The organism is Cypionkella sp., assembly GCF_036782355.1.
GTDB lineage: Bacteria > Pseudomonadota > Alphaproteobacteria > Rhodobacterales > Rhodobacteraceae > Cypionkella.
In genome coordinates, this window is sequence record NZ_DAIPZF010000050.1 from 1 (window position 1) to 16,600 (window position 16,600).

At 60.4% G+C, this 16,600-nt stretch carries 11 protein-coding genes and 1 pseudogene; 3 read left to right on the forward strand and 9 right to left on the reverse strand.

The window, feature by feature from the left end:
- Nucleotides 1-2,646 (forward strand): Hint domain-containing protein (locus V7Q10_RS14495; protein WP_333869850.1); only part of this gene is annotated, 2,646 nt, incomplete at its 5' end.
- Nucleotides 2,647-2,861: 215 nt separating this feature from the next.
- On the opposite strand, the gene lpdA is transcribed toward V7Q10_RS14495, so the two are convergent.
- The 6 genes and pseudogenes from lpdA to sucC form a co-directional block, all read right to left on the reverse strand.
- Nucleotides 2,862-4,250: a dihydrolipoyl dehydrogenase gene (gene lpdA / locus V7Q10_RS14500; RefSeq protein WP_333869851.1), complete on the reverse strand. Its 1,389-nt coding sequence runs from the start codon at nt 4,248-4,250 to the stop codon at nt 2,862-2,864.
- Nucleotides 4,251-4,328: 78 nt separating this feature from the next.
- Nucleotides 4,329-4,724: an MAPEG family protein gene (locus V7Q10_RS14505; RefSeq protein ID WP_333869852.1), complete on the reverse strand. Its 396-nt coding sequence runs from the start codon at nt 4,722-4,724 to the stop codon at nt 4,329-4,331.
- A gap of 179 nt (nt 4,725-4,903) precedes the next feature.
- Nucleotides 4,904-6,121 (reverse strand): annotated as a pseudogene (gene odhB / locus V7Q10_RS14510) (2-oxoglutarate dehydrogenase complex dihydrolipoyllysine-residue succinyltransferase); the annotation flags it as partial.
- A 16-nt stretch (nt 6,122-6,137) separates the two neighbouring features.
- Nucleotides 6,138-9,089: a 2-oxoglutarate dehydrogenase E1 component gene (locus V7Q10_RS14515; RefSeq protein WP_333869854.1), complete on the reverse strand. Its 2,952-nt coding sequence runs from the start codon at nt 9,087-9,089 to the stop codon at nt 6,138-6,140.
- A 121-nt stretch (nt 9,090-9,210) separates the two neighbouring features.
- Nucleotides 9,211-10,095 carry a succinate--CoA ligase subunit alpha gene (gene sucD, locus V7Q10_RS14520; RefSeq protein ID WP_333869855.1) on the reverse strand — a complete coding sequence of 295 codons (885 nt, stop codon included), beginning with the start codon at nt 10,093-10,095 and terminating at the stop codon, nt 9,211-9,213.
- Nucleotides 10,096-10,170: 75 nt separating this feature from the next.
- On the reverse strand, nt 10,171-11,364 hold the full coding sequence (gene sucC, locus V7Q10_RS14525) for an ADP-forming succinate--CoA ligase subunit beta (RefSeq protein WP_333869856.1): 1,194 nt from the start codon (nt 11,362-11,364) through the stop codon (nt 10,171-10,173).
- Between the two features lie 215 nt (nt 11,365-11,579).
- Here sucC and V7Q10_RS14530 point away from each other — a divergent pair, with 215 nt between their 5' ends.
- A complete protein-coding gene (locus tag V7Q10_RS14530) occupies nt 11,580-12,590 on the forward strand; it encodes a glycosyltransferase family 2 protein (RefSeq protein WP_333869857.1) in 1,011 nt (336 codons plus the stop codon).
- A gap of 3 nt (nt 12,591-12,593) precedes the next feature.
- Here V7Q10_RS14530 and V7Q10_RS14535 read toward each other — a convergent pair whose 3' ends face one another.
- From V7Q10_RS14535 to V7Q10_RS14545, 3 genes are all read right to left on the reverse strand, one after another.
- The gene (locus V7Q10_RS14535; RefSeq protein WP_333869858.1) at nt 12,594-13,268 is read right to left on the reverse strand and encodes a class I SAM-dependent methyltransferase; all 675 of its coding nucleotides are present in this window, start codon (nt 13,266-13,268) and stop codon (nt 12,594-12,596) included.
- 3 nt (nt 13,269-13,271) lie between these two features.
- Nucleotides 13,272-14,504, reverse strand: coding sequence for a peptidase T (gene pepT / locus V7Q10_RS14540; RefSeq protein WP_333869859.1), 1,233 nt, complete (start codon nt 14,502-14,504; stop codon nt 13,272-13,274).
- 158 nt (nt 14,505-14,662) lie between these two features.
- Nucleotides 14,663-15,805, reverse strand: a complete 1,143-nt coding sequence (locus V7Q10_RS14545) for a mandelate racemase/muconate lactonizing enzyme family protein (RefSeq protein WP_333869861.1) — start codon at nt 15,803-15,805, stop codon at nt 14,663-14,665.
- A gap of 111 nt (nt 15,806-15,916) precedes the next feature.
- Here V7Q10_RS14545 and V7Q10_RS14550 point away from each other — a divergent pair, with 111 nt between their 5' ends.
- Complete coding sequence (locus V7Q10_RS14550) at nt 15,917-16,567, forward strand: SOS response-associated peptidase (RefSeq protein WP_333869860.1); 651 nt, start codon at nt 15,917-15,919, stop codon at nt 16,565-16,567.
- The last annotated feature ends 33 nt before the right edge of the window (nt 16,568-16,600 follow it).

The window sequence follows — 16,600 nt, forward strand, 5'->3', positions numbered from 1 at the left end:
GGCGGCACGGGCGGAATGGATCTGCTGTATGGTGGCGACAACAACGACACTTTGGGCGGCGGCACGGATACGGATGTGCTTTACGGCGACGCGGGGGATGACGTTCTATATGGCGATCAGGCCACGGGGGGTATCTCACTTGAGGGGGCGGATACGCTTTATGGCGGCGACGGCAACGACCAGATTTTCCTGAACCCTAACGCCAACGCACGCGGTGGCCAGGCCTATGGCGGCGCGGGCAATGACGCGATCCAAGGCACCAACTTTGCTGATGTCATCGATGGCGGCTTGGGCAATGACAGCCTGTTGGGCGGCGCGGGCAATGACACGCTGGACGGCGGTGCTGGCTCGGATACGCTTTTGGGCGGCGCGGGCGCGGACGTCCTATTTGGCGGGCTTGACGATGACGATCTGGTTGTTGGGTCGGGCGATCAGGCCAGTGGCGGCTCTGGCGACGATGTCTTCACGGTTGATCCTACGCTGACGGGCACGGCGGGCATCACGATTGTGGGCGGCGAGACTGGCGAGGATCTGAGCGATCCAAGCAATGGCGGCGCGGGCGATGTGCTGGATCTGCGCGGTCTGAGCAATGTGATCGTGACGCCGACGGGGCCGGAATCTGGCACGGCGAGCTATGAAAACGCGGCTGGGGATCGGGTGACGATCACCTATTCCGAGATCGAGACGATCCTGCGCGATCCTGCCGGTGTGGTTGATGGCACGGCGGGCGGCGATCTGATGACGCCGACTTCGGGTGCAGGGGGTCTTCCCTTCACCGATGCGCAGGGCGATCAGGTTGATGGCAGCGACGGGCTGAACGACACCATCGCGGGCGGTGCGGGCAATGACAGCATTGATGCGGGTCTTGGCGATGACACGGTTTACGGCGGCGCGGGGGATGACGCGATTGCCGGTCAAGATGGCAACGACCAGATTTATGGCGGTCTTGGCGCTGACATACTGAGCGGTGATGCGGGCAATGACCTGCTTTATGGCGATGCGGGCGATGACATTGTTGCGGGCGGTTCGGGCGACGATACGCTTTACGGCGGCGCGGATAATGACCTGATCGAGGGCGATGCGGGCAATGACCAGCTGATCGGCGATGCGGGCAGCGACACGCTGGTTGGCGGCGCGGGCAATGACACGCTGGACGGTGGTCTGGGCGATGATGACCTCGCGGTTGGCGGCGCGGATGTGGCCTTTGGTGGGTCGGGCGATGATGTGTTCACGCTTGATGCGACCGACCCGACTGCGGATCTGAATGTGACGCTCACGGGCGGGGAATTGGGCGAAGATCTGTCCGACCCCTCGAATGGCGGCTTGGGCGATGTTTTGGACTTGTCCGATCAGTCTGCCAATCTGACTGTTTTGCTTGGCACCAACCCCGAGGCTGGGACGGTGAATGGTCTGGACGCGGATGGCACGCCTGACATCACCTTTGCCGAGATTGAACAGATCCTCACCGGCACGGGCAATGACACGGTTGCGGGCGCGGGTGCCACAGGTCCGATCACTGTGGACACGGGCGCGGGCGATGACACGATTGCGACGGGGTCTGGCAATGACAGTGTTGCGGCAGGCGCAGGGGACGATTCTGTCTTGGCGGGTGCTGGCAATGACACGGTTGATGCGGGTGACGGCAATGACACGGTTGCGGGCGGTCTGGGCGATGACAGCTTGGCTGGCGGCTTGGGCAATGACAGCCTGTTGGGCGGCGCGGGCAATGACACGCTGGACGGCGGTGCTGGCTCGGATACGCTTTTGGGCGGCGCGGGCGCGGACAGTCTGACCGGCGGGCTTGGGTCGGACCTGTTTAAGATCAATGCCTTGGGCGAGGGTCGCGATGATGTGATCTTTGGCGGTGAGGACGCTGATCTGAATGGAGACGGCCGCTCGGATGAGACCGACGTTCTGGATCTTGTCGGATCGGGCTTTAAAAAGATCGTCTATGACAGCAGCGATCCGACCTTTGATGCCGCGACTGGCATAGGCGAAAGTGGTGTCGTGACCTTTGAAGACGGCGGCACGCTGCGCTTCTCGGGGATCGAAACGGTTATTCCGTGCTTTACCCCTGGGACGCTGATTGCCACCGCCAAGGGGCAGCGGCTTGTCGAGGACTTGCAAGCCGGCGATCGGGTGATTACCCGCGACAATGGCTTCCAGGAAATCGCTTGGGTTGGCAGCAAGACCATGTCCAGCCTGGACTTTGCGCGCGACCCGAAGCTGAAGCCGGTCTTTGTCAAAGCGGGATCCTTGGGCAATGGTCTGCCAGAGCGGGATATGCTGCTGTCGCCAAACCACAAGGTTCTGCTTGTAGATGTGAATGCAGAACTGCTGTTTGACGATCGCGAAGTGCTTGTTGCAGCGAAGCATTTGGTTGGCAAAGCTGGCATTCAGCAGGCCGATGTCGCCCAGACGAGCTATATCCACTTCATGTTCGAACGCCATGAAGTGGTTCTCTCGGATGGGGCCTGGACCGAAAGCTTCCATCCGGGGGATTATTCGATCACCGGCATCGACAAAGACGCCCGCGCCGAAATCCTTGCTCTGTTCCCAGACCTTGCGACTGAGCAGGGCCTGAAGGAGTATCGACTTGCACGGACTGAGTTAAAACGGCACGAAGCCAAGGCTTTGCTTGGCTGATGCAGTATCTGGCCGTCGCAGCAAATCAGCTGCGATGGCCGATTAGGTTGCTTGTTTGGCGTTTGCGCAATGAGAGATGCGGAGGCACAAAAGGTGCCGAGCGCGGTGCAGCCCGCGTATAGAGAGGCGTGATGTCGTTAGACTGATCGCGACGCATTAATCGGGGCACCCAGAATTACCTGAGTGCCCCGTTGATTTTAGCGCTTGGTTTCGAATTACGCGTGGATTGCGCCGTCGCCACAGGCGAGTGCGGCTTCGCGCACAGCTTCACTGTATGTTGGGTGTGCGTGGCAGGTTAGCGCCAAATCTTGGGCAGAGGCGCCAAACTCCATCGCTACACAAACCTCGTGAATCAGATCGCCAGCTGCGGGGCCGATGATGTGGCAGCCCAAGATCCGATCGGTCGTGGCATCTGCCAGCAGTTTGACAAAGCCCTCAGCCTGAAACACCGCCTTGGCGCGGGCGTTGCCCATGAAGGGGAATTTGCCGACCTTATAGGCGCGGCCGGCTTCTTTCAGCTGTTCTTCTGTCGCGCCAACTGAGGCCACCTCGGGGCTGGTATAGACCACGCCCGGGATGACGCCATAATTCACATGACCAGCTTTGCCCGCCATAATCTCGGCCAGCGCCATGCCTTCGTCTTCGGCCTTATGCGCCAGCATTGGGCCAACAACAGCGTCGCCAATCGCATACAAACCTTTGATATTGGTTGCAAAATGCGCATCGGTTTTCACTTGGCCGCGCGGCAACATCTCGACCCCAAGCGCTTCGAGCCCAAGGCCTGCGGTAAAGGCTTTGCGACCGGTGGCGACCAGAACGCAATCGGCGTCTAGGCTGGCGCCGCTGTCGTCTTTGCGCAGCTTGTAGCTGACCTTGGCCTTGCCGTTCTTGACGTCGACGCCTTGGACGGCGGCGCCAAGGATGAACTTAAAGCCTTGTTTGGTCAGAATTCTTTGGAAGTTTTTCGCAACTTCGCCGTCCATGCCGGGGGTGATGGCGTCAAGATATTCGACGACCGTCACTTCGGTGCCCAGACGCGCATAGACCGACCCCATTTCCAGACCGATCACGCCTGCACCGATCACCACCATGGATTTCGGGATTTTCTTCAAGGTCAGCGCGCCGGTCGAGGTGACGACGGTTTCCTCGTCCACCGCAATTCCGGGCAAGGTTGCAGGCTCTGACCCGGTGGCAATGACGATGTTTTTCGCCTCATGCAGATCGTCGCCGACCTTCACCTGACCGGGGGCGGTGATGCTGGCCCATCCCTTGATCCAAGTTACCTTGTTCTTTTTAAAAAGAAATTCGATGCCCTTGGTGTTGCCGTCGACAACCTCTTGCTTATAGGCCTGCATCTGGTCCCAATCGACGGAAGGCGACTTGCCCTTCAGGCCCATCTTGGCAAAATTATGCTCGGCTTCATGAAGCGAATGGGTGGCGTGCAGCATCGCCTTGGAGGGGATGCAGCCGACATTCAGGCAGGTGCCGCCAAGGGTGTCACGCCCCTCGATCACAGCGACTTTCAGCCCCAATTGCGCCGCGCGGATCGCGCAAACATAGCCGCCGGGGCCAGCACCGATGATGATTGCGTCAAAACTTGCCATTTGGTTTCCTTGTTAGAGCCGCGAGGCGGGGGTTTTGCACCCCCGCACCCCCGCAGGATATTTAGGGACAGATGAAGATCACAACAACGCTGCGACCAAGAGAGTGAGGGTGGCGAAAAAGCCTATTGCCCAGATCGCCGAGCGCCAGGGGGCCCAGCCAAAGGCGTAGGCGGGCAGATAGGCGAGGCGGGCGGCGAGGTAGGCATAGGCGGCGGTTTGGGTGGTGGCGGTGGATTGGTTGCCAAGGGTGACGACCAAGACGGCGATGGTGAAGAGGATCAGCGATTCGAAATGATTGTTCAGGGCGCGTTGCAGGCGGGCGGTGGTTTTGGTGAGCGGGCGGCTGGGGGGCAGATCGCGCGGCGAGGTGGTGTATGTCGGGGTGAGTTCAAGGTTCGCGGGGATCGCGAAGAGGATGAATTGGACCGCTTGCAGCAGCGCCGCGAGGGTGAGGGCGGTGAGTTCTGGGGTCATTTATTCACGATACCCATTGCAACGAAACCTTGTCTTTCACCAGTCCGGCTGTCCGGCATTGATTATTGTCGATTGGGGGGCTGTTGCTTGTCTGGATCGGATATCGATCGCCTTTCCCCCGAAATAGCGCAGTGACCGCCAACCTCGGCTTGGCGCGAGGTTGGCGGTCACTTTGTCTTTTACAAATCCATCAACAACCGGCGCGGATCCTCGAGCGCTTCTTTGACGCGCACGAGGAAGGTGACAGCACCTTTGCCGTCGACGATGCGGTGATCGTAGCTTAGCGCCAGATACATCATCGGGCGGATGACGATTTGGCCGCCGACGACCACGGGGCGGTCTTGGATTTTATGCATGCCAAGGATGCCCGATTGCGGTGGGTTCAGGATCGGCGAGGACATCAGCGAGCCATAGACGCCGCCGTTCGAGATGGTGAACGACCCGCCCGCCATTTCGGCCATCGACAGTTTGCCGTCGCGGGCGCGCAGGCCGAGTTCCGAGATCTTTTTCTCGATCGCGGCAAAGCCCATCTGGTCGGCATCGCGCACCACGGGCACGACAAGGCCGTTGGGGGTGCCGACAGCGACGCCCATGTGGACGTAGTTTTTATAGACCACATCCTGACCGTCGATTTCGGCGTTAACCTCGGGGACTTCTTTCAGCGCATGGGTGCAGGCTTTGACGAAAAACGACATGAAGCCAAGTTTGACGCCATGCTTTTTCTCGAACATGTCTTTGTATTCATTGCGCAAAGCCATGATGCCGGACATGTCCACCTCGTTATAGGTGGTCAGCATGGCGGCAGTGTTTTGGGCTTCTTTCAGGCGGCGCGCGATGGTGGCGCGCAGGCGGGTCATCTTGACCCGCTCTTCGCGCGAGGCGTCATCGGCCGAAACCGGGGCGCGCGGGATGCTGACGGGGGCGGGGGCTGCGGTGGTGGCAGCGACGGCGCGGGCGACATCGTCTTTCATGATGCGGCCATCGCGGCCGGTGCCGGTGACGGCCTCTGCGGCAAGGCCAGCCTCTGCCATTGCCTTTTTGGCGGCAGGCGCGTCTTCAACATCGCGGGCCGCGGGGGCTGGGGCTGCGGGTTTTGCGACCTCTTTCGGGGCTTCCACTTTGGCGGGGGCTGCGGCCACGGCGCCTTCGGTTACCACGGCCAAACGCGCCGAGGCGGAAACCGTGGTGCCTTCTGGCGCGATGATTTCAGCCAAGACGCCCGAGACCGGCGAGGGCACTTCGACCGAGACTTTGTCGGTTTCTAGTTCACAGAGCATCTCGTCTTGCTTGACCGTGTCGCCGACCTTTTTGAACCAGGTCGATACGGTGGCTTCAGAGACGCTTTCGCCCAGCGAGGGCACCATTACATCCGTCATCTTCTTCTCCTGTTGCGCTGCGGCGCGAAAATTGGGGTCAGCCGAGCGCTTCGTTGACCAGAGTTTGCTGTTCGGCCTTGTGCTTGGAGGCAAGGCCAGTGGCTGGTGAGGCAGAGGCGACGCGGCCGGCATAGCGCGCGCGGGTTTGCTTGGCGCCGATGGCGGTCAGCAGGCCTTCCAGCTCGGGTTCGATATGGGTCCATGCGCCCATGTTTTTCGGCTCTTCCTGACACCAGATGATCTCGGCCGATTTAAAGCGCGAGAGTTCCGTGGTCAGCGATTGCTTGGGCACAGGGTAAAGCTGTTCGACACGCAACAGATAGACATCGTCGATGCCGCGCGCATCGCGTTCGGCCAACAGGTCGTAATAGACCTTGCCGCTGCACAGCACGACGCGTTTGATCTTGTCGTCGGGTTGCAGCTTGGTCGCCGAATGGCCCTTTTGCGCATCATCCCACAGCACGCGGTGGAAATAGCTGCCGTCGGTGAAATCTGCCGCATCCGAGATCGCCATCGGGTGACGCAACAAGGATTTCGGCGTCATCAGGATCAGCGGCTTGCGGAAGTCGCGGTGCATCTGGCGGCGCAAGATGTGGAAGTAGTTCGACGGCGTGGTGCAATTGGCAACGATCCAGTTGTCATGCGCCGCCATCTGCAAGAACCGCTCGGGGCGGGCAGAGGAGTGTTCGGGGCCTTGGCCTTCAAAGCCATGCGGCAGAAGGCAGACAAGACCCGACATCCGCAGCCATTTGCTTTCGCCCGAGTTGATGAACTGGTCAAACATGATCTGCGCGCCATTGGCAAAGTCGCCAAACTGCGCTTCCCACATGGTCAGCCCGTTTGGTTCGGCCAGCGAATAGCCATATTCAAAGCCCAGAACCGCATATTCTGACAGCATCGAATCGATGACTTCGTAGCGCGCTTGGCCGGGTTTGATGTGGTTCAACGGGTAGTGGCGTTCTTCGGTGGTTTGATCGACCCAGCCGGAATGGCGCTGCGAGAAGGTGCCGCGGGTGCAATCCTGGCCCGAAAGCCGCACGGGGAAGCCTTCGACTTGCAGCGAGCCAAAGGCAAGTGCCTCGGCGGTGGCCCAGTCAAAGCCGGTGCCGGTCTCGAACATCTTGGCCTTGGCATCCAACTGGCGGATCACGGTTTTATGCATGTCAAAGCCCTCTGGTACGCGGGTCAGCGCTGCGCCCACCTCGGCCATGACTTCGGGTTTGATCCAGGTTTCGCCGCGCTGGTAATGCTCGAGATCCTTGGTTTTCATCGCTTTCCAGCGGCCATCCAGCCAATCGGCGCGGTTTGGCTTATAGTCTTTGCCAGCCTCGAATTCATCATTCAGCTTGGCTTGGAAAGCGGCTTTCATATCCTCGATCTCGCCTTCGGGGATCAGCCCGTCGGCAACCAGACGTTCGGTGTAAAGCTGCAAGGTGGTCTTTTGCTTGCGGATGGTGGCATACATCGCAGGGTTGGTGAACATAGGCTCGTCGCCTTCGTTGTGACCAAAGCGGCGATAGCAGAAGATATCCAGTACTACGTCTTTGTGGAACTGCTGGCGGTATTCGATCGCCACTTTGGCGGCATGCACCACAGCCTCGGGGTCGTCACCGTTGACATGGAAGATCGGCGCTTCGACCATCAGGGCGATGTCGGTCGGATAGGGCGAAGAGCGCGAATAGCTGGGCGCTGTGGTAAAGCCGATTTGGTTGTTCACCACGATATGAATGGTGCCGCCGGTGCGGTGTCCCTTCAGACCCGAGAGGCCAAAGCATTCGGCAACCACGCCCTGACCGGCAAAGGCCGCATCGCCGTGCAGCAGCACCGGCAGCACCTGATGGCGGTCGCTGTCGCCGAACTGATCTTGCTTGGCGCGCACTTTGCCCAGAACCACGGGGTTCACGGCCTCAAGGTGGCTGGGGTTAGCGGTAAGCGACAAATGCACGGTGTTGTCATCAAAGGTGCGGTCCGAAGAGGCACCAAGGTGGTATTTCACATCGCCCGAGCCGTCGATTTCTTCGGGCTTAAAGCTGCCGCCCTGAAATTCGTTAAAGATGGCGCGATAGGGCTTTTGCATCACATTGGCCAGCACCGACAAGCGGCCACGGTGGGGCATGCCGATGATGATCTCTTTGACGCCAAGATTGCCGCCGCGCTTGATGATCTGCTCCATCGCGGGGATCAGGCTTTCGCCGCCATCCAGACCAAAGCGCTTGGTGCCCATATATTTAACGTGCAGGAACTTCTCGTAGCCCTCGGCCTCGACCAATTTGTTCAAAATGGCTTTGCGGCCTTCACGGGTAAAGGCGATTTCCTTGCCGTAGCCTTCGATCCGCTCTTTCAGCCAAGCCGCCTGCTCGGGGTCAGAGATATGCATGTATTGCAGCGCAAAGGTGCCGCAATAGGTGCGTTTGACGATGTCGATGATCTGGCGCATCGAGGCATGGGTCAGGCCCAGCACATTGTCGATAAAGATCGGGCGATCCATATCGGCCTCGGTAAAGCCATAAGAGGCAGGGTCCAGTTCGGGGTGGTTGCCGGTGGGCGCCATTTTCAGCGGATCCAGATCGGCCGCAAGGTGCCCCCTGATCCGGTAGGCGCGGATGATCATGATGGCGCGAATGCTATCCAGCACCGCGCGTTCGACCTGCTCTGATGTCAGATCAATGCCCTTTTCGGCGGCCTTTTCGGTGATCTTTTGTGCAGCACCCTTGGCCTTTGGCGCTTCGGGCCATTCGCCGGTCAGGGCTGCGGTGGTGTCATCATGTGGCACCTGCGGCCAATCGTGGCGCGCCCAAGACGGACCCTCTGCCTGACGCTTGGCGTCGATTTCGCTGTCGCCAAGGCTGCGGAAAAATTCCGCCCAGCCTGCATCAACCGACGCGGGGTCAGAGGCATAGCGCGCGGCCAGCTGGTCGATGTAATCGGCATTGCCGCCATCGAGAAAGGAGCCGGCGCGAAATTGGGCGTTTGGGGTCTGTTCGGTCATGGCGTGCTGCCTCAAGGTTGCGGCCTGATGGGGGTACGCGGCAGGGTTTCCCCCGCCGCATGAGTTCGTTTCCGTTATTCGTCTAAAGGTTTTGACAAGGCGTACCTTGCCAAAACCCCTGTCATTTGCCGATGGCTTTCATCACAGCTTCGCCCAAAGTCGCCGGGCTGTCTGCGACGATGATGCCAGCAGATTTCATCGCTTCGATCTTGGATTCCGCATCGCCCTTGCCACCCGAGACGATGGCGCCGGCATGGCCCATGCGGCGGCCCGCAGGTGCGGTGCGCCCTGCGATAAAGCCAGCAGTTGGTTTCCAACGGCCTTTTTTGCGCTGCGCTGCAAGATATTCTGCGGCTTCTTCTTCGGCCGAGCCACCGATTTCGCCGATCATGATCATCGAATGGGTTTCGGGATCGTTCAGGAACATTTCCAGCACGTCGATATGCTCGGTGCCCTTGATCGGGTCGCCGCCAATGCCCACTGCGGTGGATTGGCCAAGGCCAAGATCAGAGGTCTGTTTCACAGCCTCATAGGTAAGGGTGCCCGAGCGTGAAACAACCCCAACCGAGCCGCGACGGTGGATATGACCGGGCATAATGCCGATTTTGCAGGCGTCTGGCGTGATCACGCCGGGGCAGTTTGGCCCGATCAGACGGCTTGCCGTGCCTTCCAGTGCGCGCTTGACGCGCATCATGTCCAGAACCGGAATGCCTTCGGTGATGCAGACAATCAGCTCCATCTGTGCGTCGATGGCTTCAAGGATGCTGTCGGCGGCAAAGGGTGGCGGCACATAGATCACGGTGGCATTTGCGCCGGTAACCGCACGCGCCTCGTGGACCGAGTTGAACACCGGCAGGTCAAGGTGGGTCGAGCCACCCTTGCCGGGGGTGACGCCGCCAACCATCTTGGTGCCGTAAGCAATTGCCTGCTCGGAGTGGAAAGTGCCTTGGCTGCCGGTGAAGCCTTGGCAGATCAGCTTGGTGTTTTCGTTTACAAGAATAGCCATGAGTTGTCTCCGTAGGGCGGGGTTCACCCCGCCATGAATGCGAAAAGGGAAGGCGGGGTTAACCCCGCCCTACGGTTAGCCTTTGACGGCCTTTACGATTTTCTCTGCGCCGTCTTTCAGATCGTCGGCAGCAATTACGTTCAGGCCCGAGTTGCGGATGATGTCTTTGCCAAGCTCGACATTGGTGCCTTCAAGGCGCACCACCAGCGGCACCTTAAGACCGACTTCTTTCACCGCGGCAATCACGCCCTCGGCGATGATGTCGCAGCGCATGATGCCGCCAAAGATGTTGACAAGGATGCCTTTGACATTGGGGTCAGAGGTGATGATCTTGAAAGCCTCGGTCACCTTTTCTTTGGTGGCACCGCCGCCGACATCCAGAAAGTTCGCAGGCTCGGCGCCGTAAAGCTTGATGATGTCCATCGTCGCCATCGCCAGACCCGCGCCATTGACCATGCAGCCAATTTCGCCATCAAGCGCGATGTAGTTCAGATCGAATTTCGAGGCGGCGAGTTCCTTTGGATCTTCCTCGGTCTCGTCGCGCAGGGCGGCGATATCGGGGTGGCGATACATCGCATTGCCATCAAACGAGAATTTTGCGTCCAACAGCTTTAGGTTGCCATCGGTCATCACCACCAGCGGGTTGATTTCCAGCATCTCGATGTCTTTTTCGATGAACATGCGGTACAGGTTCTTGACGATGCCAACGCATTGCTTGACCTGCGCGCCTTCCAGACCCAGCGCGAAAGCCACGCGGCGGCCGTGGAAATCCGACAGACCAGATGCCGGGTCCACGGTAAAGGTAACGATCTTTTCTGGGGTGTCATGGGCGACGTCTTCGATCGACATGCCGCCTTCGGTTGACACCACAAAGGAAATGCGGCTGCTTTCGCGGTCGATCAGCATGGCCAGATACAATTCGCGGGCGATGTCCGAGCCGTCTTCGATATAGATACGGTTCACTTGCTTGCCTGCGGGGCCGGTTTGCACGGTCACAAGGGTGCGGCCCAGCATTTGCTTTGCGAACTCAGCGGCTTCGCCGACCGAACGCGCCAGACGCACGCCGCCTTTTTCGCCAGCCTCGGCCTCAAGGAAATGACCCTTACCACGGCCACCGGCGTGAATTTGCGCTTTGACGACCCAAAGCGGGCCACCCAATTCGCCAGCCGCAGATTTGGCGTCTTCGGCTTTGGTAACCGCGCGGCCATCGGACACCGGAACGCCATAGTCGCGCAGCAAGGCCTTGGCTTGGTATTCGTGGATGTTCATGGATCATGTCCTATCAGCTTGGATTTGTGCCCTGATGCCACAGAAAACGCTTGGGTCAAAAGAAGAATCGTCAGCGAGGCTTGGAAAAGCGACATTTGTGATCACACGAAAAAAATTTGTGATCACAGGTAAGGATTTGCTAATAAATATTGGGTTGCTGTTCGTGGGGCCTGCGGTATTGTTGCAGCCGTGCCGTAACGAATGGATGCGATCTTATGAAGCCTGCTTGGGCCGTTGTGTCAACAATGGACGAACCTGCGCCCTTAGTGGCCGCCTTTGCCGCGCATTATCTCTCGATTGGCGCCAGCGAGGTGCATATCTTTCTGGATCAGCCCGACCCCGAGGCCGAGGCCTTGCTTGCCGGTTTGCCGCGGGTTTATCTGACCGTCTGCGACGCTGCCTATTGGAAAGTGAACAAGCCGCGTAAACGCCCCGAAATGCATTTCAGCCGCCAATGCCGCAACGCGCAAAAGGTCTATGAGACGACCAAGGCCGATTGGCTGCTACATTGCGATGCCGATGAATATGTCCAAGACGGCGAGGCGGTTGTGGCAGCTTTGACGGCGGCCCCCGATGTGGCGCTTTATATGCGGCTGTTGGTGGCCGAGCGGGTGACGCTGGCAGAGGAGCCGCAGTCGGGAATTTTTGACGGCATTTTCCGGCATGGTATCAAAGACTTCGACAAGTTTGGCCCCAAGGTTTACGGCCTGCTTTGCGATTTTTTCCGCGATGGGGTGACAGGGCATTTGGCGGGCAAAGCCTTTAATCGGGTGGGGGCAGGTCTGCAAATCTCGCTGCATTCGCCGCGCGGACGCCAGCCGCATCGGGTTATCAAGGACACGCGGCTGATGCATTTTGACGGCATGACGCGGCTGCATTTCATGCTGAAACTGCTGCGGCGCGCACATGAGCCCGAAGGTGATGCCAATACCCGCCACGGCGCCTCGCGCATTACCCAGTTCGAGGCTTTTCGCGAAAGCGTGCATGACCCCGAACATCGGGACGCATTGGTGACGCTGCTAAAACAGATCGACGCCGATCAAGCTGCACTGCTGGAGGCAAAAGGCGTGCTAGAGCGCAGCCATTTCGATCCGCGTCCTGCATTGGCGCAGTTTGGGCTAAAGGTGGATCTGTCGGTTGCCGCTTTTGACGCCTATCTGCTGCAAAAGCATCGGGGGTTTCTGGAAGCGGTCGCGCCTGATTTGTTGCCCGATTTGGCTGAATAGCGCCTAGGCTGCGGGGCTGGCGCGAAACAGTACCTGGCCACGGGGCAGGCGCTGCGGCTGGGCAGCCCCTGTAAATCCAGTGGCGCGCAGCAGGTGTTCGACGTCTTCGGCCAGCATATGATAGGGCGCGCGCGTGTCATGGGTGACGACGCCGTCGGGCTGGCGCAGCGGTGTCAGGGCTGTCGCCGCATCAGGGGCCAGAAACACCGTGAACAGCAAAACCTCAAGCATGGGAAAGCGCGCTTGCATCTGGGTCAGCGCGCGGCGCAGATGGTTGATCGGCAGATGGGTAAAGACCGCAAAGGCCAGCGCATGGGTGATGCTGGCAGGCAGGCCAGGGAAGTCGAAATTGCCGTCTTCGATCAGATGATCGGCGGGCAGGCGGGCGGGATCGGCAAGCTCGGTCTTATGACCTTGGCGCATCAGCGCACCCGAAAGATCTGTGGCCCAATAGTGGCCCGGATCAAGATAGGGCACCGCCTTGCACCCCAGCCGCAGCGCGCCTGCGCCGATGTCCAGCAGCTGGTGCTGTGACTGCAAGCCCGCATCCAGCAAAAGCTGCATCTGGATCTTGCCGGTTTCTTCCCAGCGCCCCCCGACGATGTCGCGGTGTCGCCCCTTGGCAAGGGCGTCGCGGTAGAAATCGGGCGCGTGATAGGGCGAGATATGCTGCGCCATCGTTCAGGCTTTGACCGCCTTTTGCGCCAAGGCCAGACAGAACTCGGTCGCAACCGCCATGTCTTGCACCGAGACCCATTCCAGCGGACCGTGCACGTTCTGCATGCCGGTAAACAGGTTCGGGCAGGGCACGCCCATTTCTGTCAGCCGCGAGCCATCGGTGCCGCCGCGCACCGGGTTTGACACCGGCTCAAGCCCAAGGCTGCGGGCGGCATCGCGTGCCAGATCCACCGGCGTCATGTCGGTTTCCAGCCAATAGCGCATGTTGCGATACTGCGGCTTGATCGTCACCTCGATCTGCGCGCCGGCCTCGGTTGCGGCAATCGCGGCGCAGGTTTGGCGCAGCAAATCGCCCTTGGCCGCAAGCCCCTCGCGTTCAAAATCGCGCAGAATAAAGCGCAAGTTGCATTCGGCAGCCGAGCCGTTCAGGTCGGTCAGATGCAAAAAGCCTTCGTGGCCTTCGGTGTTTTCTGGCGTCTGATTGGCGGGCAGGGTGTTGATGATCTTGGCGGCCAGATGCAGCGCGTTGATCAGCTTGCCCTTGGCGGTGCCGGGATGGATCGAGCGGCCGGTGATTTTGACATTGGCCCCATCGGCCGAGAAGGTCTCGTATTCGATCTGCCCGACCTCGCCACCGTCGAAGGTATAGGCGAAATCGACGCCCAGATCGGCGGGCAGGCGCGGATCGACACCGCGGCCAATTTCCTCGTCTGGGGTGAAGGCCAGCCGCAGTTTCGGGTGCGGGATCTGCGGGTTGGCCAAAAGATGCCGCGCGGCGGTCATCAGAATGGCAACACCGGCCTTGTCATCCGCCCCCAGCAGCGTCAGCCCCGAGGCTGTGATGATGTCATGGCCTTGTTTGCTGGCCAGATAGGGGAAATCGGCGGGCGAAAGCGTGAGGCTTGGGTTGTCGGGAAAAGAGATATCGCCGCCGTTATAGCCTTTGATCACCCGCGGTTTGACGCCGGTTGCGTTGAACTGCGGGGCGGTGTCGACATGGGCAAGCAGGCCAACGCTGGGCCCTGCGGCGGTGGCTGGAATGGTGGCGATAAGGGTGCCGTAATCGGTCAGCTGCACCTCGGCTGCCCCGATGTCTTGCAGCTCTTGTTGCAAAAGATGCAGCATATCGAACTGGATCGTGGTTGAGGGGGCGGCAGTTGCGTCTTCATCCGATTGGCTGTCGATGGCGGCATAGCGGGTCAGGCGGTCGGTCAGTTCGGCGTGAAAATCGGTCATCAAGGGCCCCTTTGCTTTGGGCGGAGTTGGCGGCAGGCGGGCGGGGAAGTCAAGCGGCAGGCCGGGCAAAGCGGGGGGTTTCACACCCCCCCGTCTGCTTGTGCCAAGCAGCCGTCCCCCCGTGGGATATTTTCAGACAGATGAAGCAGCGGGCGGGGTTATTTGGCTTTGTGGTAGAGTGCTGCATAGGCGCTGGGGGTTTGGCCAAATGTGCTGGCAGTATAGTGGCTGCGGGCGAGATGGTCGGGGTTGATCTCGACCCCCCAGCCGGGGGCGTCGGGGACCGTGACGCAGCCTGCCTCGACCTGGAAGGGCGTGCCGCAGAACAGGTCGTTTTGCCAGGGGTAGTAATCGGCGCCTTCGATTGAGAGTTCGAGGTATTTTCCGGCATTGGGCAGGGCTTTGAGCAGGTGCATGGTGCAAAGGGTGACGAGCGAGAGGTTGGCTGCATGCGGGGTGCAGGGCAGGCCAGCGCTTGCCGCCATCTTGGCCACTTGGAGGGTGCGGGTGATACCTCCCATATACATCACATCGGGTTGCACGATATCGACGGCGCGCATCGCGATCATCCGCGCCCATGTTGGCAGGTGCCAGTCTTGCTCGCCGCCCGCGACGTCGAGGTCGAGCGCTGCGGTGACTTCGGCGGTGGCTTCCAGATCCCAATAGGGGGTGGGTTCTTCAAAGTGGCAGATGCCGTGTTCTTGCAGCAGATGGCCGATCTGGATGGCGCGCGCGGGCGAAAAGCCAGAGTTGGCGTCAACGAGCTTGTCAATCTGCGGCAGGGCGCGGGCCATGGTGGGGATGATCGCCTCGCTGCGGCCGGGCCATTCGTCGATGTCATTGCCGCATTCTGCGCCGATGCGGAATTTGGCCGCGGTAAAGCCCTGCTCGCCGCAGAGGCGGTTAAGCCGTTCGGCCTCGGCCTCGGGAGTGATGTCGCGCTTCATCGAGGAGGCATAGGCGCGCAAAGGGCCGGGGGTGCCGCCCAAAAGTGCGACAACAGGTTTGCCCTGCTGGCGGCCGTGCAGATCCCACAGTGCGGTGTCCAGCCCCGCCATGGCGCGGGCGCGATAGGAGCCTGGGTATTTATGCTCGCGCCGCTCGATCAGATCGAGCAGGGCTGCGATATCATCACAAGGCGCGCCAAGCGCCCAAGGCGCGATCTGGCGGTGAAAGATTTGCGCGGTGATATCGGCGTTGTAATTGGCGCATTGCCCCCAGCCAAAGGAGCCGTCTTCACAGCTGACGCGGGTGAAACAGGTGAAGTCATCGGCGAAGGTTTCAAGTTTGGTGATTTTCAGCATGGGCCCCCCTTTGGCAAAGGGTGGGCGTGTGGGCTGCGCGATGCAAGCCCGTCTGGGCCCTGTTCTGTTTCATTTGCGACCTTTGCGGATGGGGGTTAGATTGGCGCTATGTGTGGACGCTTTACGCTTTCAGATCCCAATGATGCGATGGCCGCGCTGTTTCGCGCGCAGCCCGACAATGATCTGCCGCCGGTGCCGCAGTATAACGTCTGCCCGACCCAAAGCGTGCCGGTGGTCACTGCGCAGGCGGGGGGGCGGCGGCTGCAGGCGATGCGCTGGGGCTTTGTGCCGGCTTGGGCAAAACGCCTGACCGAGGGGCCGCTGATCATCAACGCGCGGGCCGAGACGGTGGCGGAAAAGCCCGCGTTTCGAGAGGCGATCCGGGCGCGGCGCTGTTTGCTGCCGGTTTCGGGGTTTTACGAATGGCAGGCGGGGCCGGATGGCGCGCGGCTGCCGTGGTATTTCACCCGAAGCGATGGTCAACCGATGGTTTTTGCAGCGCTTTGGCAGCCTTGGGGCGGCTCTAACACGGTGGCGATGGTCACCACTGCGGCGGGGGAGGGCATGGCGGGGGTGCATGATCGCGAGCCAGTGATCCTTGAACCCGCCGATTGGCCGCTGTGGTTGGGCGAGGCGGGCCATGGTGCGGCGCGGCTGATGCGGGCAAGCCAAGCGGTGTTGCAGGCCCACCGCGTCGGTGTCGCGGTGAATTCCAACCGTGCGGCAGGGCCGGAGCTGATCGCAAAAATTGACGCATGAGGGGTGTTGAGCCTGCCGCGCTTGGATGCTAGA